This is a genomic window from Vibrio sp. zbq_1 (assembly GCF_043102935.1).
Classification (GTDB): Bacteria; Pseudomonadota; Gammaproteobacteria; order Enterobacterales; family Vibrionaceae; genus Vibrio; species Vibrio parahaemolyticus.
The window spans coordinates 337282-355809 of the sequence record NZ_JBICJH010000004.1 but is presented as its reverse complement, the minus strand read 5'-3'; the positions used below and the strand labels follow the sequence as shown (position 1 = coordinate 355809).

The following is an 18528-nucleotide window of genomic DNA, read 5'->3' as shown; positions in this document are numbered from 1 at the left end:
TAAATAATTACTTAACTGCTTTTACAACCACAGCCGTGCCCATGCCGCCGCCCACACAAAGTGAAGCAACACCATATTGACCATTTTGCTTATGAAGCTCGTGAACAAGCGTCACTAAAATTCGGTTGCCCGATGCACCAAGCGGGTGGCCTAGCGCGATAGCACCGCCGTTAAAGTTCGCTTTATCTTGAATCGCATTAACTGGAACTTGGTTGGTTTCCGCCAACTGATGAATCACGCCAAGTGCTTGCGCTGCAAATGCTTCGTTTAACTCGTAAACGTCGATGTCGTTTACTGTGAGTTCCGCTTTTGCGAGTGCTTTATTGACCGACTCAACTGGACCTAAGCCCATGATTTTCGGATCAAGACCCGATTGCGCGTAGCTTACGATCTCAGCAAGCGGCGTTAATCCGTGCGCTTTAACTGCGCTTTCAGACGCAACGATAATCGCACTCGCGCCATCGTTAATGCCCGACGCATTACCCGCAGTCACTGTGCCTTCGCGGTCAAAAGCAGGACGCAGCTTGCTTAAAGCTTCCATTGTTGCGTTCGCTTTTGGGTATTCATCGGTATCGAATAGTACGGTTTCTCGACGCTGTTGCACTTCCACTGGCACAATTTCGTCTTTGAATTTACCTGCTTCAATAGCGGCAACCGCTTTCTGTTGGCTCGACAACGCATATTCGTCTTGCTGTTGACGAGTTAGGCCGATTTCTTTTGCTACGTTTTCTGCCGTCACACCCATGTGATATTGGTTGTAAACGTCGGTTAAACCGTCCGCTACGAGCAGATCTTTCAGCTCCAGATTGCCCATTTTATTGCCATCACGAATGCTGCTTGGTGCGGCAAACGGAATCTGAGACATGACCTCAACACCCGCTGCAACAACGATCTCTGCATCGCCACTACGGATATGAGAAACTGCGTCCATGACCGTTTTCATACCACTACCACAAACCATGTTTACGCCGTATGCAGGAACAGATTCAGGAATCTCAGCAAACAATGCCGCTTGGCGGCCAACACCCATGCCTTGACCTGCACCAACAACGTTGCCGACAATCACTTCGTCAACCTTGTCGCCAGCCAACTTTGCAGCTTCTAACGCGCCTTTAATCGCTACTGCTGCCAGATCGCCAGCTGAGGTATTTTTCAGGCTGCCACCAAAAGCGCCAATTGGGGTACGCTTCGCCGCTACGATAAATACTTTTTCCATCATCTTATCTCCTTAGTGCATGTATAGGCCGCCGTTCACCGACAAAGTCTCACCGGTGATATAGGCGCCGGCATCGCTGACCAAGAAGCTCACTGATGCTGCAATTTCTTCTGGTGTCGCAAGGCGTTTCATTGGGATTTGGTTCTTGATGGATTCCAACACTTCTGGCTTCATTTGCTCAACCATTGGCGTACCGGTGTACCCCGGAGCGATAACATTGACCGTCACACCCGAGCGAGCGCCTTCGTATGCCAAGGCTTTAGAGAAACCGAGCATCCCAGCTTTCGCCGCCGAGTAGTTTGCTTGACCAAACTGCCCTTTTAGACCATTGACTGAAGAGATATTGATGACACGACCACCACCTTTTTCGCACATTGCTGCGAATAGGGGTTGCGTAACGTTGAATAGACTATTGAGGTTGGTATTGATGACATCATTCCAAGCTTGCGCAGTCATCTTTTTAAACACGCCATCACGTGTGATACCTGCGTTGTTGACAACAACATCAATGGTTCCTTCTTCCTCAAGCAATTGCGCTAACTTCTCTGCACACTCAGCGGTGTTTGTTACGTCCAACTCAAAAAGGCGAACCTGATCTTTGGTAAACCCTTTACTGTTGAACCACTCCAGCGCACATTCGTAGTTACCTGTGAAATAAGTAGCGATTACACGGTAACCGTCATTGACTAATTGAGAGGAAATAGCAGAACCAATTCCGCCTTTTGATCCAGTGATCAAAGCGACTTTCTTCATTGAAGACTCCATTCTTAACGGCATTTAAAAAGCAAACTTAATACACTGATGAAATAGTTCACCAACTGACGTGTTTATTTATTCTTTTGACAACCAATCCTGTGCTGCCTTTTATTTTAAGTTAACCTAGAAATATTACATTTCAAATAAAAAACTAATCCATTTGCATAAGATTGATTTAGATCTCATTACACATGAAATGTTATAAAATGGTTAACTCTTCATAACTCATTGTTTTTAATAGTACTTACTTGAAACACTAGCCTATCAATACGGTAAAATAATCTTTATAGATCAAATGATTACATACAGAACAGCAGACGTTACATTATGTCATGATTTAAGATCTGAATTTTAAGTCTAAATGATTATGGCAAAAACAAGATTAGAATAATAATTCAAATATCAGTAAAGACAATTATCAAACATATCATTTAATTACTGTATTTAATGACAATTTAGTTATCAATATGGCTATTTAAAACAATGAAAACAAACAACGAAAAAATATAAACAATTAAATATATTTAATCGAAGAACGATATAAGAGTTTGTCTCATACTGGTGCAATACGCACTATTATGACGCAGAGATTAAAATATAATTTCATTTTAATTTTAAATATCCTAATAACATCAGCTAACTAACACAAAAAGCAACCGTTCGCTTTGTAGTAGCATCCTCTCCCGCTTTGCACTATCTTTGTGGCTTCTCTTTAATCACTAAGTCATCAACAGATATGAATATTGCATTACTCAGTATGTTCATCCCTACTTTCTTTTTCGTCTCGATTACTCCAGGAATGTGCATGACGTTGGCACTCACATTGGGAATGAGTGTCGGCTATCGCCGGACACTGTGGATGATGATTGGGGAACTCGCCGGAGTCGCTCTGGTTTCCATCTCTGCTGTACTCGGCATCGCCGCAGTTATGCTCAATTATCCGTGGCTGTTTACCTTCCTCAAATTTGGCGGCGGTGCGTACTTGCTCTATTTAGGTATCGAAATGTGGCGATCTCGGGGCAAACTCGCGATCAATTTGGAGAACTCAACTTCACCACCTAAAGGTAACTGGAATTTGGTTCTGCAGGGCTTCGTTACCGCCATCGCGAACCCTAAAGGTTGGGCGTTTATGATCTCACTTTTGCCTCCATTCATCGACCAAAGCAAAGCCTTGGCGCCACAGCTCATGGTTTTAGTCTCGATCATTCTGCTGTTCGAGTTCATCTGTATGTCACTTTACGCGACAGGCGGTAAAGGGCTTAAACGTGTTTTAGGCCAATCAAAAAATGTACGTTTGATGAACCGTTTCGCAGGCACTTTGATGATGGGCGTTGGTGTTTGGCTGTTTGTGAGTTAGAGCAGAACTAAAAGTAATGAAAAACCTCTTTCAAAAGTTCACGCAAGTGATGAGTGAAGTACTAGATTTTCAGGCCCGAGTTTGGGTTGTGAACGTCTATGCAGGAGAGCATAAAGGCGAGTCTTATGTCGTTAATGAAGATGCTTTCTCTGAGCCTCTTCAGTGGATGAAGAAAAAAGGCTACCAAGAGTCGATGTTGAATAAAGTCGAAGCAATGAAGCGCTCACAGATCTTAGAGTTCGATTTGGGACGGGTAAAACATCGTCTGATGCGCGTGAAATAAGCACAAAAAAAGCGCCACTCAAAATGAGTGGCGCAAGCACTTTTACCTTAAAAGAACGATGCTATGGCGCAGCGTCGATCTCAACAGGCAGATAATGTTTCGGCTCCAGTTTCAACCACTCTGGCAGCACGGTACCAATCGAAATCGATGACCATGTACCAGACAGAACACCAATAAACATCGCGGTTGAGAAACCAGCCAAAGGCGCTCCTCCCATAATCCACAATGCTCCAACGGTGATCAGTGTTGTACCAGATGTCACCATGGTACGTGAAAACGTCGCGATAACAGCTTGGTCATTGATGTCTTCTGTTTTCCAACTCTGCTTCGCAATCAACAGCTCACGGATTCGGTCTGCAATGATGATCGAGTCATTCAATGAGTAACCTAAAATCGCCAGCACAGCAGCAAAAACGGTTAAGTTGAACTCCATTTGAGTAATTGCAAAGAAGCCAAGCACTAAGATCACATCATGGGCCAAAGCAAACAGTGAACCGCTTGCCAAACGCCACTCAAAACGGAAACACAAGTAACCGAGAATACTCAACACACAAATCAACAGTGCTAAGCCACCTTGTTCAAACAAGTCTTGGCCAACTTGAGCACCAACAATACTGTTACTGACAACATCAACTTGGTGAGAGATTGGCTTAAGTACATCTGCCACGCTTGGTAATGTCTGCCCTTCTTCCGGCGCAGAGTAACGGATCACCCAACGGCCATCTTCACCGGAACGTGTTACTGATGTTGACTCACCAAGTTTTGGTTGCAGTACGTCAAGCAGATCATGGTTAGTTAGCTGCTTATCTACCTTTACTTCTGTCACCATACCACCAGTGAAATCCAAGCCGAGGTTCAACCCTTTAAAGCCTAGAGCGACTAACGCGATCACCGTCAAAATGATGGAAACTAGCGTAGTAAAGTAGCGAATTTTACGAATATTTTGTTTTAGCATTTCGACCATGATTAAACCCTCACATCACGACGGGCATCGCGGCCCCAAATTAAATTGATCATTGCTCGAGAGGCAAATACGCCTGTAAACATACTGGTTAACAAACCTAATCCGAGTGTTAAGGCAAAGCCTTGGATTGGGCCATTACCGATGGCGTACAGAATCACGGCGGTGATCATAGTAGTAATGTTGGCATCAAGGATGGTCGAGAACGCGCTGTCAAAGCCCAGATCAATCGCTTGAGCGAAGCTGCGGCCTTCACGCATTTTGTCCTTAATACGTTCGAAAATAATAACGTTGGTGTCCACTGCCATACCGACGGTTAACACTAAGCCTGCAATGCCAGGAAGCGTTAACACCGCACCTGGTAGCAAAGCAATTAGGCCAAGCAAACAAAGCATGTTGGCACAAAGCGCCACGTTTGCTACCCAACCTAAGCGGCGGTACCAAAGTGCCATAAAGGTCAGTGTTAAACCCATACCTAAAGCCAGTGCTGCAAAACCGTTTTCAATGTTTTCTGCACCCAGAGAAGCACCGATAGTACGCTCTTCCACAATAGTAACCGGCGCAGTTAGTGAACCCGCACGAAGCAATAGCGCTAACTGCTGCGCATCGTCCATGCTACCTGCTCCGGTAATGCGGAACTGGCTACCAAGTTGAGATTGAATAGTCGCGACGCTGATAACGCGCTCACTACGCTCGGTTACACCGCGATCGTTTGTCTTGTACTCTCGGTAAACGGTCGCCATTGGCTTGCCGATGTGAGTTGCTGAGAAGTCGCTCATTTTCTTACCACCAGCGTGGTCAAGAGAAATATTTACTTCTGACATACCCATTTTGTCGACACCAGCTCGAGCGTTTACGATGTGCTCACCCGTTAGTACTGGTCGTTTTGCCAAAATCACCGTACGGCCGTCATTGTCTTGAAGAACAAGATCTTGGCTGCTGTGTGCTTGGCTCGCATCTTTCACTTCATAAAACGCCAAGCTTGCTGTTGCACCAATAACGTTTTTCGCTTGAGCAGGATCTTGTACACCAGGGAGTTCAATTCGAATGCTCTCTTTACCTTGGCGTTGCACTAGTGCTTCTGTGATACCAAGTTCTTCAATACGGCCACGCATGATCTTCAGGTTTTGTTGAAGAGTCGAGGATTGAAATTCTTGGATATTTTGTTCACTCGGTTCAAGCACAAAGCCACGAGATGAACTTTTTGAAATCCAGCTAGGGTAATTTTGACGCAAGAACTTGTTCACTTCCGACAATGCTTGCTCGCTGTCACTGTTTACCGTAATTCGGTTGCCGCTTTCTGCTCGAACTTGCACACCACGAACACGTTGATCACGTAGATTCGCTTTAATTTCATCAATCAACGCATCACGTTGCTCTTCAAACGCTTTATTCACATCAACATTCAACAAGAACTGAACGCCACCACGAAGGTCAAGACCGAGTTTAATTGGGCTAAAGCCCATCTCATTCAACCATTCTGGCGCAACCGATACGTATGAGAAAGTGATGCTGTCGTCTTTATTTAGCTCTTTGTTTAACAACGCACGAGCTTTACTTTGCGCATCTTCACCATCGAATACAATGGTTGTTTTGCCGTCTTTTTCAATGATTTTGTCGGCTGAAATATGGTTGGTTTTTAGCAGTTGATTCAGATGAACAACCGACATTTCACTGTTGTTTTGATCCGCAAACGTCAACTGGATAGAAGGCTGTTCGCCAAACCAAGTTGGGATCGCACTTAAGGTTAAGATAATGACCGTCGTGATTAATACGACATATTTCCAAGCTGAGTAGTGATTCATCAGCTTTCTATTCTTTTGCTGCTTTGGTGTTTTTTTCATGTAAACATCATCCCTTCACGATGAAGTGAAGCTTTTAATAACAAGGCTTAACACACGACAGATGCTCCCAGAATAAATTCAGGGTATGAAATGCTCAGAACGCTCGCGCCCTGTCGAATACAATCGTCGTGTTAAGAGTGCACAATGGTGCAAATAGATGGTGTTTAGGCAGAGAACTGACTATTGAGTGCGACGTACATGGCATTGGTCTCTTTCCAACCAGAAATGCGATGATCGCTTGTGAAATGATAAAATGTGGACTGGTTGTGACGCCAGTTAATGTCCATCAAGCTGTATGCGTAACCCGCATCAGCGTAAAACGGAGTCGTGAGATCGCCGACAAAATCTACGTGCTCGTCATCAAGCCCTTCTCGTAAGTAAGACGTCCAGCGTTGAGAGTTAAACAAAGCAACGGAATCAAGACTTGCATGACCTTCAGATACTGGAGATTGAGAACTTTCTTCTGAAACTTCAGAGAAATCGACGGAAGAGTTTGGCGATACACTTGCAACTACAAAAGGTTGTAGCTTAGAAAAGTGCGGTACATGAGCCTTGTGATCGATTTGCGCAGCAGATACATGCACTGGTAGCAATACCATTGCAAATAGCAGCAAAATCAATTTTCTTAGGTAAATCCAAGGCATAGAAACTCACTAAAAACACAAAGAGCCAAGTTAGGTCACTTGGCTTAATGATAGTATTCCTATTGATTATGGTTCACAACTAAAAAGTTATAAATCTCTGATTTCAGGTTTGTATCGTCATTGCTTTTATCAAAACGTCTTTAGAGAACCAATGTAATCGGTCGTAAGTTACCGATAAAAAAGCTCACCCTTATCGACATCTAAGTAGATCTTGTTCTCTTGCTCCAAACCGCCGCAATAGATGAAGTAAACATTGCGCTTTTTGAACGTCACTGAACGAACCCAACCACCGAGCTCTTCAAAATCACTAGGATCACACGTTTCATCTTTCAGCAATTGCTGGGTTTTGTTTCGGAACATATCTAAATGTTCCTTCAAATCGTCTGACTTTTGCAGGTAGCCATCCAAGATCTCTAATCGCTCTTGCTCTTTGATGACAGGTTCAGCATCAGAGAGACCTTTCGAGTTGACCCATTCCGCAGTCTCTTCTCCACCATCTTCGTAAACGATGTAGTCAGATAGACGAAACCAACCCTCGACCTTTTCCAGCACAGACACTTTTTCGCCTTTGTAAAGCGCATCAACTATCAAAGACTTATCATCAGGCTTATTGTAAACGTTAACGCGACGCTCGATAACGTAATATTCCGTGATTTCAGGAGCTGGCGCTTCTAAATCCATGATGGGTTTGGAGGCATCCCCTTTATCTACAGGCGCCTTTTCCGTTTTAGCCGCAACAGGCTTTTCAGGTTCGTCTTTTTGCATAAAAAAGAAATAGTAACCAGCACCCGCGCCACCCAGCAGCAGAAGAATCAACACTGCGATGAGAACTTTTTTCATGTTCTTTTCCTTTTTATTCTTTGTGCTTATCTCGCCATCTATACTGTTTAGAGACGGTTAACTTACGTGAGCAATCATGATCAACAAACACTATTGGATGCTGATACTTATCTCGTTCCCTTTGCTAGGGTTCGCCAATGTTCAATGTAATCCATCTTCTTGGAATGACAATCTTACCCAATTCAGCCGTTTAGAGTCCAATTACAATCAGCATGTTAAGGTGTTCAACACCTTGTTAAGTGAGCACAAGCAGCGCCAACTGCTTTCGCAAACTTTTTCCACAGATGAACTCAGTTTGTTATGGCGCGCTAAGTACAATCAAAACCTGTTCCAAAATCAGCTAAAAGCCTCGGTTCAGTACAAAGAAGAGTTAACGCAAAAAGCAAATGAGCTTATCAAGCTTAGTACCGAGTCGCAGTGGGCAGCCAATGGCTGGGAAAAGCTCGCTCAAAGTTGCAGACATAATAATGAAACAGCGAACCAAATCAGTGCAGAATGGTATCGAGAAAACGCTCAACAACTGGCTAAAGACTATACGACCCTATCCTCGCAATTTCTGGGATTAGCCCATCTTTATGACAAAGAAGCTAGTGCATTAAAATACGCCCAAGGCTCTCGCCATTAAACTGTTACAAAATGGGACTGTTCCCCTTAATAAAATTGATTAACCAATAACCAAAGCAGCCATTTTATAGAGACATACGTCACAATAATGCTTTACTTACGCGCATTTTTTGGTTAATTTACCCATTAACAAAATTTAATAAAAAGTCACATTTGGCTGGAGATGATGCTACAAAAATGGTTATCAATCGATTAAGTAACAGGGATTGTCCTAATGCTACCAAAGCCAAGTTTTTGTCAGTAGTTAGGCACGTAAAAGAGTTCGGTTCAATTAGCGATTTGGACCTATGTAAAATCTTCGGAGAAACAATTTGGAGTGATGGAAGGGAATACCATTCAGCCGCGTTCTCATTTAAGGTTGATAGACAAACTGGTGACTGTAAGATCTCACAGTACAAACACCAATAAGGCTTAAAAGTTTATGAAGCGGAGTTAGGAAACTGGCTCCGCTTTTTTGATCATGACAATCGTGAAGTCGTGGTCGGAGTAACCCTCGATTAATTGTGCATCTGGGCATAGCCATCGACAATAGCGCAACACCCCCACTTTGTTATGCGATTCTAGCATTCTCATGCTCGGCAGCTTTTCTTCATCGAGTAAGTTAAACACACAGCCTATTCGAGCCGCTCGATACATCTTCTCTATCATTTCAATCGTATGATTGGCATTGCTCGATTTGTAGTTTAATGAACCTGACGCGAACACATAATCACTTTGAGGAAGAACAAGCTTAGAAAAGTCGCCACAAATGAAATTAACAGGCGTTTTAAAGGCTTTCTTTCTGGCCTTTGTGATGAACTGCTTCTGCAGATCAATGCCGACATAGCGCGCTGGATATTGATTCTGGCTCTCAATATATTCAAGCAGATCACCAAAGCCACAGCCAATATCGAGAATACTAACTGCCTCTAAACAAAGGCTACGAGTCAGCGCTTCAAATCGGCTGATTTGGCTATATTCGTCCTGCCAACCCAGCGTACGCGCTTTATCATTACTGAATTGTTTATAACGCTTGCGGTGGTAGTTGGCAATCTTCAATCTATCGAGCCACTTCATTTATCTCCCCTCTTGCTCACTACAGGCACAATGATCAAATTAAATGGGTAAACAGCCATTTCCTTTTACCTGCCGAATAGCAAGGTGTGTGTGGATGTCTTTGACGTTTTCTAACCTTTGCAGCTTTCTCGTGAAGCTTTCGTATCCGGGAAGATCTTTACTTACCACTTCCAATAAATAATCGTAAGCGCCAGATACAACGTGACAAGAAATCACCTCATCCATATCGACGATTGCGGTTTCAAACTCATCGATTGACGACGCTTGGTGGTTATTCAAACTCACTTCAACAAACACCGTCATCGCAATACCTACTGCGACACGTGAGATCATTGCTCGATATCCGCTGATAACCCCTTCTTGTTCAAGACGTTTTAAGCGCCTCGCACATGGTGAAGCAGAGAGCCCTACTTGGTCAGCAAGCTCCGCTGTCGTTAATGTGGCGTCTTTCTGTATGAGATGAAGTAACTGCCTATCAATTTTGTCCATGCCAACTCCCTTTGCCTAAAATCACTAAATTTAATTAATTAAACGCAGTTTAACACCAATACTGAAACAAAGTACGTCACATTTTGCCAACATGATGCGTCAGTTTCGTTCAATAATTACAGCGAACTTTACACATGGACGCGACAACGATGATTTTGGGATACGCTGCAATTTTAGTGACCGTACTGCTTTGGTCTGGTTTTTTCATTTCGCTCAAAGGTGGGGCAATTTCGGCACTACAACCTGCTGATATTGCTTTGGTGCGCTTTCTCGTTCCTAGCCTAATCTTGTTGCCTTTTGTAATGAAACATAAAGCCGCCCTAAAAGCCGTTCCCAACAAATACCTTACTGGTATTGTCTTGGGTAGCGGTTTACCTTATTTACTTGTAGCGGGCACTGCCATGCATTTCGCTCCCGTCGCGCATGGTAGCGCCTTAATACCTGGCACGTTGCCTTTGTTTGTTTCTGCCATTGCAGTCTTGTTCTATCAACAATCGCTGAGTCATCACCGCATTATTGGTCTTTCCACCGTACTGCTGGGTATTTTTGTGTTTCTGCTATCTAATATCGGGGAGGAATACAACTGGTCTCAACTTCAAGGGCATGCGATGTTTTTAGTTGGCAGCTTGATGTGGGCGGTTTTTACTATCAGTGCACGCGTAGCCAACCTCAACGCTTATGTATGCGCGGGTTTTGTCGCCATTGTCTCGTTACTTATGCTTATCATCGCAGTTGGGTTCGGTTGGATAGACAGTTATTTAGCGGTAACGCCTATCTCCAGTTGGCCTTGGGAGGAGCTGTTTAGCCATGCAATGCTACAAGGTGTCGGCGCAGGGCTTATCGCATCGTTTACGTTTATCTATGCCATAAAAATCATTGGCGCCGAAGCCAGCGCCGCATTTGGGTCTCTCACTCCCGTTGTCGCAACGTTGCTTGCCGTTCCAATCTTTGGCGAACAACCGGATTCGCTAACTTGGATCGCGTTAATTCTGGTGACTTGCGGTAGCGTAGTCGCCAGCCAAATCTTTATGAAGCATGAACTTACTCAAACTTATCGCCCACCACTTCACAGATAGCGATTAATTGACAAAAACTTTTATAAACCACACTTGATGAGTAAAACGGCGTTTTGGTAGCCTCTTTTCAATCAGAAATTGGAACCTCAGATCTTATGCCAGCAACTCATACGAAAGATGTACTGCATAAATTCCTCAAACCAGGGATGAAACTCTCGATTAACTTCGAATTTGGACCAAAAGATAAATTCAGCTACTCAACCGTTTATTTAGGAATAAAAGAAAATTCTTATTTGATCCTCGATATTCCGATGCGATTGCTCGAAGATCAAGTGATGAGAAAACTGCATAACGCCGATGTGATTGTGCGCGGCGTTTCCGACACTGAGCTTGGTCACGTGTTGGCTTTTAAATCCAGTGTACTAATGACAGCCGTTCGCCCTTCCCCTCTGCTCTTTATTCGCATACCCGGTACGTTTGCAACTAAGCCTGTTAGAGAGCACGAGCGTTACAAGCTACAAATGGACTGTACCATCGATCACAGCGGCAATATTTATGACGGCAGTTTGGTTGATTTTTCACTGGCAGGCGTCGGTGTTCAGACCTTTATTGAGCCTGAGTTTAAGGTTGGAGACCGAGTTTCGGTGGTATCACCTCTTAGCATTCATATAGGAGAGGAAAATCCTTGCTTGATCGCCAATATAAAGAAGCAACCCAAAGGCTGGGTGATAGGCATTCGATTCGAGCAACCCATTACTATGACTGAAGATTTGAAAACCAAGTTGCTGGAACAGTCCTTTCTGACCAGCAACGTATGATTTAGTGAACTGCGACGCGTCAAGGCTATGATTGGCTAAAGCGCGTTGCGGCAAAGCTGTTGAGTAACCGATGCACGGCATAAGTAACAAGCAAAGTGACCACGATGGCAAACAGTATGCTGGTGACTCGATACAAAGCACTAAAAATCAGATCACCATCGGGCGTGAGATACTGTCCGAATAAGATCCCTAAAGTAGTGAGGCCTCCAAAGCCCGCACCTGAACCACTGGATTCTTTCACATGCATGTAACTGAATATCATCGCGCCAATCCAAAGTAACGGCACAATAAACAGCAAAGTATCTGACCAATCATACAAAATGAGCTGCCCGACGATACCAAAGGTCACGCCTAGCAATGTGCCCATCGCCCGTTTACGAGCGTAACCTAAGGCGCCATTCCAGTGCATTGGAAACAGGAGCAACAAGGTTGTCGCCTGCGCTGACATGGAATCGTTTAAATCAAAGATCTGAAACACCAAAAAGGACATGGTTGCAATACTCGCCCCCATAAGAGCCTCATGTCGCATCCGATGGCTTTGTTTGGCTTGTGAAGGCTTTGGCAGCGGTTGACGAGGTTCCGCATCTGGAATCAAAAACGTCACTAAATACGCCACAATAATGGACAAAACGTTCGCCTGTAAGTTACTAAAAATAAGATCATTCAGATCCGTTGTCGGGTAACTAGCAAAGTGCAGCATGATACTCAAACTAAGCACACTGTTCGCGCCAAATAGAAACAAACTCCCTTTTGACATACAAGCAAACTTGTAAAGAAACAAGCAGAATGCAATCAAGGTCATCAACACCGGATGACTACCAAACAAGCCCCCCAAAATGCCAACCTCTAGCCCACAAACAACAGCGGAGAAGATTAACTGTCTTGATGCATGCAAGTTCACTACTGGTACCATACCGAGCAAAAGCATGGGTGTTACGGTGAAAAACACACCGTAGTTCCAGCCAAACAACTTACACAGTGTAAAGCCGATGGTTGCGCCAGTTGCTATGCGTAGGCATTGTCTGAAATCGTTCTCAGACATGGGGTGGTCCCATAATTTCATACCACCTCCCAATTAATAGATGTAATGCAAAGTACTCAAAAAACGAATTTGCAGACGAGCCAGCCAACCTGAAATCGTGCTATCAGGCAATAGTTGTACCGTCGCACGAGCACCCGCCGGGAAAGCTTGTGGCTGTTCGTTGATAGACAAATGCAATCTCAAACGCTGAGCATCCCTCACCCAGCGGTTGGAATCTGTTGGTGTCGCGAGGCGGCCGTCTGCATCAAATTGACCCGAGCTTACCCCGGCATCCAAGCTGGTAATGCGGGCTTCAAAAACCTCTCCTGGCAAACTATCAAAGGCCACCAGTGCTCGACTATCTCGGTTAAAATGACGCAAACTTTTCTCGCGAAAGTCCGCAATAATATCAACTTGATCCGAAACCAGTGCGATAAGTGGCGTCCCCGCAGCGGCGTAAGCACCTGTCTCTAACTGCAAGTTCGTGATAACACCATCGTGCTCGGCACTTACTTGAGTGTAAGAAAGGTTAAGCTCAGCTTGTTTTAGCTGGTTCTGGGCAACACGCACGTTGACGTTAGCTTCGCCGAGCTCGCCGCGGCTTACTTCTAGCTCTTTCAGGCGGGCTTTTGCTGCTAGCAAATTCGCTTTTGCCGCTGTTGCACTACTCTGCGCATCATCACGTTGTTGTTGAGACGTACCGTTTCGGCTGAACAATGTATTCAGTCGATTGGCTTCACGGATTTTTTGCTCAGCGACGATTTTACTCGCTTCCACATCCGCTTTGGCTGCCGTGATAGAGGCATCCAACTGCTCATTGTTTTGGATCACTTGTTGTAAGTTTAATTGCGCTTTTTCTACCGCTAACTTGTATGGCTGCGGATCGATTTGGAACAACAAGTCTCCTTTTTGAATTTCTTGGTTATTTGCCACATAAAGATGGGTGATTTGCCCATTAACACGGGGGGCGACCTTGGTTACCACTCGGGTAGCCATCGCCTGAGGAGTTAACGGCATTGCTAAATCAGCAACAAGAAAATAGGCAAAGACAAGGACAAACACGACGCAAGAATATTTGATCCAACGCGCGAACTTTTGGTCTGGAGTCATAGGCGTTTACTTCTCTTTTTTTATTAGGATTTCTGACTTTATTCGCCAAGTGAATCGAGCGCATTGTGAGCAATTTGCTCTAGGACCAAGCCCAATTTCTTTAGCTCTTGGTCATTGATTTCTGAGAGCAGTTTTCGACGAACCTGCAAGATGCGTTCTTCCATTTGTATCAACAGCTCTTTGCCTTCGTCCGTTAAGCTGACAATTCGTGCTCGCTTGTCATGCTCACAACAACGTCGCGTAATGAGCGATTGCTCTTCGAGTAGTTTTAGCGTGCGCATCAACGAGGCAAGCTCAATCTCAAGCGCTTCAGCAAGTTGCTTTTGACTGATGTTGTCGCCCATTCGATACAGCTTCCAAAGCGCCGTCCAGCGCGGGTAAGTTAGGTTTAGCGGTTCGAGCTCACGGTCGGCAACCATCTTCCATAAACGAGCGACACGAGACAGTTTTTCGGCAAGGGACAGATCTCTCAAAACGTTGATGTCTTGAATCATAAGATGCACTCTATTACTTAGCGTGCTAAGTAATATAATTTAGTTAGCACGCTAAGTAAATATTTTTGTGATTTAAATCACAATGAATTTTTGCGCATTTAAAAGGTTGCGAAGAATTAAGATCTTCAGATTGCAGGAAAGAAAAAGCCCAACTCAGAAAAGCTAAGTTGGGCTAGGTAAACAAAGAAACTACCGTAAATGTGGCAGCAGACTATGTCCGTTCAATCAAGAAGCGCTGCTTGAAGTCAACAAAAGCCTCGTGGAGTGCATTTTCTTTAATGGGTTTCAGCAAAACATAGTTCGCGCCTGCTTCCATAAATGCATCACTGGTTTCTTGCGCAGTGTCGGCGGTGCAGGCGTAAATTGGCGTCCCCAATTTCAAGTTTTGACGAATCTCTTTCGTGGTTTCGATGCCACCAAGATGCGGAAGTTGGTTATCCATCAAAATCAAATCATAAGAGTGATCTTTTAAGAACTCCATGGCTTCTAGCCCATCCTTCGCCCAATCAACCTGCATCTTGTATTTGGTACAAAACGCTTTAAGAATAAAGGCGTTAGTATGGTTATCTTCCACCAGCAACACTTTCAGACTTTCATCAAACAACTCTGCAGGTTTTACGCGTTGGCTCGAATCCAACGGAGCCAGAACTCGCTCACGATCTTTTACTGGCAGCGTAACAACAAATGTGGTTCCTTGCCCTTTTTGACTGCGAACTTGTACATCCCCGTCGAGCATATCGACCAAGTTTTTCACGATGGTCAAACCAAGGCCACTGCCACCGTATTCGCGAGTTGTGGTCGCTTCTTCTTGAACAAAAGGTTCGAACATTTCATCCAACTTGTCGGACTCAATACCGATACCCGTATCGCTGATTTCAACCACTAGCACACTATTGTCTGCGCCATAAAACTGCTCTAACTCGGCATGTAAACGCACGCAGCCCGATGGCGTGAACTTCACCGCGTTACTGACTAAATTAAACAGAATTTGATTCAGGCGAACTTGGTCGGTGAAAATCTCTACATTGCCATCAAGCTGGTTTTCAATGACAAGTTCAACTCCTTTGTTTTCACAAATAGGGCGATAGATGTTTTCTAGCGTTCGCATGGTATCAGCGAAGGAGAAAGGATGTTTTTGGATATTGAACTTGCCTTGTTCAATCTTTGAGAAGTCCAAAATATCATTCAATACAGCAAGTAAGTGCTCACCACTGTGGCGAAGAACATCGATTTGGTTCTTCTGCTCTTCCGCTTCCACGGAATCTTTGAGTAGCTGCGCAACACCCAAAATACCATTAATTGGTGTGCGAATTTCATGGCTCATTTTAGCCAAGAAGTCAGCTCGCGCTTGCGCGGACTTTTCGGCTTCTCTGCGTGCTAAGTTACTTTGCTTTTCAGCTTCGATCAGCGTTGTAATATCTTGCCCTTGGACAATGATGCCGCTGATATCACCATCGACACGAATTGGCGATAAGTTCCAACGAAAGACTTTGTCACCAATCGGCACGTTCACTCCCGTCAGTGTCGCGCCCTGCGCTGCCATTCTTAAATGTGGTACCAGTTTGTCTTTGAATCCTTTAAATACAGGATGCATGGTTTCGATGTCATTTTCGATAACCAGTTCTTTGCGAGCTGCGGGGTTGATTTGGATCAGCACGCCCGCTTCTGACCACACCATGATTGGCGATAACGCGAAGTTAAACAGGTCTCTAAACGATCGCTTCTGAGCTTCTAATTCTTCAAACGTGCTTTCCAGCGTCGAACCAATGTGGTCAAACTCTTCAATATCCGACCCACCAAAACGCTCAAAGCCTTTTTCTTCGCGAGCAGAACGCGTGTAAGACATGAGCGAACCCAGCTCTTCCACAACTCGGTTTTCAATCCACTCTTTGGTCATCAGCGCAATCATGATCATGCCGATAACAGAGGCTAACATCGCCAAAAAGTGTTGAATTTGCAGCGTAACAACACTCTGGTTGTCTTGCACGGTAAGTAACTTCAAGTTGGTGATGGCCGCGTTCACTTCAATCGGCGTTTGGATGATCAACAACTGATCTAACTTCTTCTGGGTCTCTTTGCGTTTCAACACATCGAAGATTTTGTATGACTCATCCCCTGCTAGTGAACTTGCTACAGGAATGTCGTTCGCCACCAGCACAACATTGTCGACGTTGCCTTCGTTTTTTAACTTCTCCATCAAGGCGAAGTTATTATCCAAGACGACCGCGTTGTACGAATACCCCATCACTTCGCCCGTTTTCGGCTCTAACACAGGAACGCGGCGTAGCAACAAGTGACGAGCACCCATTGACGTGATTGACGTGACGTAATACCAATTATTACTGAACGTGACTTTGCTAGTCAGGCCGTCCAGCATTGAGTCGTTGATGCCATAAAAATGCGCGTTCCCATCGTCCCAAATAATACCTTGATGGTCGGTGAGAAAACGAAATTCAGGCGTGTGCGAAGGATCACTCTGATCAATGCTGAGAAAGAAGTAATTTAAGGCTTCTTCATTTCGCTCCGAGTAAAAATCCAAAATCACATCACTTTTCGAATTGCTGTCGTGATGGATCTGAATCGCTGCAAAATGACTTTCAAAAATGTTCAGAATCAACGCAGACGTTTGCTGCTTGGTTCGGTCGACCTCCTGCCAAATGATCTGTTTGGAGAAGTAATAACTCTGAACGAAAATGCCTAAAATGATCGGAGCAAGAACGAGAATAATAATTTTAGTTATAAGCGTCGACAGCGAGCGACGCTTTTTTAGCTTTGATGTAATTGTCATCAATTGTCTGAGTATCTAAATGCACGTTTTCTGAGAGCTTCAATTCGCTCAGGGGAATCTGATTTGGTCACAACTTCGAAGTCCCCAGAGTACACCGTTGGTACAGGCTTACCTTCCAAATCCCATTTAATCGCCTCTGCCATCGCAATGCCAGTATCATCATTCATACGCATGACGGTGATATCTAACTCCCCTTTTAAGATAGCGTCTAGCTCAGCAGAACCACCGCCCCAGCCATTAATCATTACGTCTTCACGGCCAAGTTCAGACAGTGCTTCGACGGCACCTAACGCAACGTCGGTAGAACAAGCATAAATGAACTCCACATCTGGGTATTTTTTCAAGCTGGCTTTTGCAGCTTCATACCCGGACTGTTTTGTCGCTTTTGTATAGTAAGCAGATTGTAGTTCAAACTGACTGTCTTGGTTCACTTGGTGAATGAATGTGTTACCACGGATATCGCTAATGTAGCCTTCAGAGAAGTACAAAACGCTGTAATGGGTATTTTTCGGGAACTGCTTGCCAAACTCCACAGCGAGTTCGCGACTGCCTTCAGCGTGATCGAAACCGACGTACATAAAAGGCTGTCGAGTTTCCCATTCACGGACTGGCGTCGTGATATTTTGCAGGATAAGTTTGGTTTTGGTGGAATCTAAAACGTGTTCGACAAACTTACGATGTCGGGTCGTATCGAGTGTAAAAATTAAGTAGTCGGAATTGCTTTTCAGTGCTTCCATCAAAGAAAGGCTTTGTTGTTTGATATCGGCGTTTGGTCGCGTAAACACTTGATTGATTTGGTAATCAATATTGAGTTTATCTAAGCGCTTCTCAAACGCGTCGATGTTTCTTATCCAGTAATCGGAAATCTGCTGCCCTGGATAAACAACGGAGATTTTTAATGGGTGTCTTTTTTCAGGGGCAATAGGCACAGGATCGTCTCTCACGGCCGCAGCCAGAGCATCCGTTAAGTGTTTCTGTTCTGGAAATTCATTTAAGAATTCTTGATACGCCCAGTAGCCGTTAAGAACCTGAGAGGCTTGTGAAGCCGGAGACATGCCGGCAATTGAAATCAGGGACAATACTAACGCTTTATTCATTTATTGCTCTTTTAGCTTTTTTATTGAGCCTACTTCAGCTCTGTTTTTGACCTAGCCGAGTCATCCTTTACTCTTGTAATCTACCTTCCACTGAGTGTTTGTTTCAATAGTAAA

19 protein-coding genes are annotated in these 18528 nt (G+C 44.4%); 6 read left to right on the top strand and 13 right to left on the bottom strand.

Features of this window, described 5'->3' with window-relative positions:
- Positions 1–7: 7 nt before the first annotated feature.
- Together ACF8CV_RS02055 and ACF8CV_RS02050 are read right to left on the bottom strand one after the other, a co-directional pair.
- Positions 8–1216 (bottom strand): acetyl-CoA C-acetyltransferase, encoded by a 1209-nt coding sequence (locus ACF8CV_RS02055; protein WP_031831709.1) that lies wholly within the window; start codon positions 1214–1216, stop codon positions 8–10.
- A 12-nt stretch (positions 1217–1228) separates the two neighbouring features.
- The gene (locus ACF8CV_RS02050) at positions 1229–1969 is read right to left on the bottom strand and encodes an SDR family oxidoreductase (RefSeq protein ID WP_138937144.1); all 741 of its coding nucleotides are present in this window, start codon (positions 1967–1969) and stop codon (positions 1229–1231) included.
- A 739-nt stretch (positions 1970–2708) separates the two neighbouring features.
- Here ACF8CV_RS02050 and ACF8CV_RS02045 point away from each other — a divergent pair.
- Positions 2709–3329 carry a LysE family translocator gene (locus ACF8CV_RS02045; RefSeq protein ID WP_025525188.1) on the top strand — a complete coding sequence of 207 codons (621 nt, stop codon included), beginning with the start codon at positions 2709–2711 and terminating at the stop codon, positions 3327–3329.
- A gap of 16 nt (positions 3330–3345) precedes the next feature.
- A complete protein-coding gene (locus ACF8CV_RS02040; protein ID WP_005485023.1) occupies positions 3346–3612 on the top strand; it encodes a hypothetical protein in 267 nt (88 codons plus the stop codon).
- A 61-nt stretch (positions 3613–3673) separates the two neighbouring features.
- On the opposite strand, the gene secF is transcribed toward ACF8CV_RS02040, so the two are convergent.
- The 4 genes from secF to ACF8CV_RS02020 form a co-directional block, all read right to left on the bottom strand.
- Entirely contained in the window at positions 3674–4576 is a 903-nt protein-coding gene (gene secF, locus ACF8CV_RS02035; protein WP_005463489.1) for a protein translocase subunit SecF, read from the bottom strand.
- A gap of 2 nt (positions 4577–4578) precedes the next feature.
- Complete coding sequence (gene secD / locus ACF8CV_RS02030) at positions 4579–6417, bottom strand: protein translocase subunit SecD (protein WP_005485105.1); 1839 nt, start codon at positions 6415–6417, stop codon at positions 4579–4581.
- A gap of 164 nt (positions 6418–6581) precedes the next feature.
- A complete protein-coding gene (locus tag ACF8CV_RS02025) occupies positions 6582–7061 on the bottom strand; it encodes a hypothetical protein (RefSeq protein WP_029816378.1) in 480 nt (159 codons plus the stop codon).
- A gap of 168 nt (positions 7062–7229) precedes the next feature.
- Entirely contained in the window at positions 7230–7901 is a 672-nt protein-coding gene (locus ACF8CV_RS02020; protein WP_005477076.1) for an SH3 domain-containing protein, read from the bottom strand.
- Between the two features lie 76 nt (positions 7902–7977).
- On the opposite strand from ACF8CV_RS02020, the gene ACF8CV_RS02015 reads away from it, so the two are divergent.
- A complete protein-coding gene (locus ACF8CV_RS02015; RefSeq protein ID WP_005463482.1) occupies positions 7978–8526 on the top strand; it encodes a hypothetical protein in 549 nt (182 codons plus the stop codon).
- A 176-nt stretch (positions 8527–8702) separates the two neighbouring features.
- Complete coding sequence (locus ACF8CV_RS02010; protein WP_025621960.1) at positions 8703–8933, top strand: hypothetical protein; 231 nt, start codon at positions 8703–8705, stop codon at positions 8931–8933.
- Positions 8934–8957: 24 nt separating this feature from the next.
- Here ACF8CV_RS02010 and ACF8CV_RS02005 read toward each other — a convergent pair whose 3' ends face one another.
- Both ACF8CV_RS02005 and ACF8CV_RS02000 read right to left on the bottom strand, forming a co-directional pair.
- Positions 8958–9581, bottom strand: a complete 624-nt coding sequence (locus tag ACF8CV_RS02005; protein ID WP_025521037.1) for a bifunctional 2-polyprenyl-6-hydroxyphenol methylase/3-demethylubiquinol 3-O-methyltransferase UbiG — start codon at positions 9579–9581, stop codon at positions 8958–8960.
- Positions 9582–9620: 39 nt separating this feature from the next.
- Positions 9621–10070: an Lrp/AsnC family transcriptional regulator gene (locus tag ACF8CV_RS02000; protein WP_025622305.1), complete on the bottom strand. Its 450-nt coding sequence runs from the start codon at positions 10068–10070 to the stop codon at positions 9621–9623.
- Between the two features lie 149 nt (positions 10071–10219).
- Between ACF8CV_RS02000 and ACF8CV_RS01995 the strand changes: the two genes are divergently transcribed.
- Complete coding sequence (locus ACF8CV_RS01995) at positions 10220–11146, top strand: DMT family transporter (protein WP_024700028.1); 927 nt, start codon at positions 10220–10222, stop codon at positions 11144–11146.
- A gap of 95 nt (positions 11147–11241) precedes the next feature.
- Complete coding sequence (locus ACF8CV_RS01990; protein ID WP_005499292.1) at positions 11242–11904, top strand: flagellar brake protein; 663 nt, start codon at positions 11242–11244, stop codon at positions 11902–11904.
- Between the two features lie 25 nt (positions 11905–11929).
- Here the strand turns inward: ACF8CV_RS01990 and ACF8CV_RS01985 are convergent, their stop codons facing one another.
- The 5 genes from ACF8CV_RS01985 to ACF8CV_RS01965 form a co-directional block, all read right to left on the bottom strand.
- Positions 11930–12967, bottom strand: coding sequence for a DUF2955 domain-containing protein (locus tag ACF8CV_RS01985; protein WP_138937145.1), 1038 nt, complete (start codon positions 12965–12967; stop codon positions 11930–11932).
- 12 nt (positions 12968–12979) lie between these two features.
- Entirely contained in the window at positions 12980–14035 is a 1056-nt protein-coding gene (locus ACF8CV_RS01980) for an HlyD family secretion protein (protein ID WP_025525186.1), read from the bottom strand.
- 38 nt (positions 14036–14073) lie between these two features.
- Positions 14074–14529: a MarR family transcriptional regulator gene (locus tag ACF8CV_RS01975; protein ID WP_171055842.1), complete on the bottom strand. Its 456-nt coding sequence runs from the start codon at positions 14527–14529 to the stop codon at positions 14074–14076.
- A gap of 211 nt (positions 14530–14740) precedes the next feature.
- The gene (gene luxQ / locus ACF8CV_RS01970; RefSeq protein WP_005477121.1) at positions 14741–17317 is read right to left on the bottom strand and encodes a quorum-sensing autoinducer 2 sensor kinase/phosphatase LuxQ; all 2577 of its coding nucleotides are present in this window, start codon (positions 17315–17317) and stop codon (positions 14741–14743) included.
- Positions 17317–18414 carry an autoinducer 2-binding periplasmic protein LuxP gene (locus ACF8CV_RS01965; RefSeq protein ID WP_005463467.1) on the bottom strand — a complete coding sequence of 366 codons (1098 nt, stop codon included), beginning with the start codon at positions 18412–18414 and terminating at the stop codon, positions 17317–17319. Before ACF8CV_RS01965 ends, luxQ begins: the two co-directional genes overlap by 1 nt.
- Between the last annotated feature and the right edge of the window lie 114 nt (positions 18415–18528).

Excerpts from the sequence above, each read along its gene's own strand:
- ACF8CV_RS01975 (WP_171055842.1), bottom strand. The coding sequence starts at position 14,529 with ATGATTCAAGACATCAACGTTTTGAGAGATCTGTCCCTTGCCGAAAAA.
- ACF8CV_RS02055 (WP_031831709.1), bottom strand. The coding sequence starts at position 1,216 with ATGGAAAAAGTATTTATCGTAGCGGCGAAGCGTACCCCAATTGGCGCT.
- secD (WP_005485105.1), bottom strand. The coding sequence starts at position 6,417 with ATGAAAAAAACACCAAAGCAGCAAAAGAATAGAAAGCTGATGAATCAC.
- luxQ (WP_005477121.1), bottom strand. The coding sequence starts at position 17,317 with ATGACAATTACATCAAAGCTAAAAAAGCGTCGCTCGCTGTCGACGCTT.
- ACF8CV_RS01980 (WP_025525186.1), bottom strand. The coding sequence starts at position 14,035 with ATGACTCCAGACCAAAAGTTCGCGCGTTGGATCAAATATTCTTGCGTC.
- ACF8CV_RS02040 (WP_005485023.1), top strand. The coding sequence starts at position 3,346 with ATGAAAAACCTCTTTCAAAAGTTCACGCAAGTGATGAGTGAAGTACTA.
- ACF8CV_RS01995 (WP_024700028.1), top strand. The coding sequence starts at position 10,220 with ATGATTTTGGGATACGCTGCAATTTTAGTGACCGTACTGCTTTGGTCT.
- ACF8CV_RS01985 (WP_138937145.1), bottom strand. The coding sequence starts at position 12,967 with ATGAAATTATGGGACCACCCCATGTCTGAGAACGATTTCAGACAATGC.
- ACF8CV_RS02010 (WP_025621960.1), top strand. The coding sequence starts at position 8,703 with ATGGTTATCAATCGATTAAGTAACAGGGATTGTCCTAATGCTACCAAA.
- ACF8CV_RS01990 (WP_005499292.1), top strand. The coding sequence starts at position 11,242 with ATGCCAGCAACTCATACGAAAGATGTACTGCATAAATTCCTCAAACCA.
- ACF8CV_RS02005 (WP_025521037.1), bottom strand. The coding sequence starts at position 9,581 with ATGAAGTGGCTCGATAGATTGAAGATTGCCAACTACCACCGCAAGCGT.
- ACF8CV_RS02050 (WP_138937144.1), bottom strand. The coding sequence starts at position 1,969 with ATGAAGAAAGTCGCTTTGATCACTGGATCAAAAGGCGGAATTGGTTCT.
- ACF8CV_RS02045 (WP_025525188.1), top strand. The coding sequence starts at position 2,709 with ATGAATATTGCATTACTCAGTATGTTCATCCCTACTTTCTTTTTCGTC.
- ACF8CV_RS02015 (WP_005463482.1), top strand. The coding sequence starts at position 7,978 with ATGATCAACAAACACTATTGGATGCTGATACTTATCTCGTTCCCTTTG.
- ACF8CV_RS02020 (WP_005477076.1), bottom strand. The coding sequence starts at position 7,901 with ATGAAAAAAGTTCTCATCGCAGTGTTGATTCTTCTGCTGCTGGGTGGC.
- secF (WP_005463489.1), bottom strand. The coding sequence starts at position 4,576 with ATGGTCGAAATGCTAAAACAAAATATTCGTAAAATTCGCTACTTTACT.
- ACF8CV_RS02025 (WP_029816378.1), bottom strand. The coding sequence starts at position 7,061 with ATGCCTTGGATTTACCTAAGAAAATTGATTTTGCTGCTATTTGCAATG.
- ACF8CV_RS02000 (WP_025622305.1), bottom strand. The coding sequence starts at position 10,070 with ATGGACAAAATTGATAGGCAGTTACTTCATCTCATACAGAAAGACGCC.
- ACF8CV_RS01965 (WP_005463467.1), bottom strand. The coding sequence starts at position 18,414 with ATGAATAAAGCGTTAGTATTGTCCCTGATTTCAATTGCCGGCATGTCT.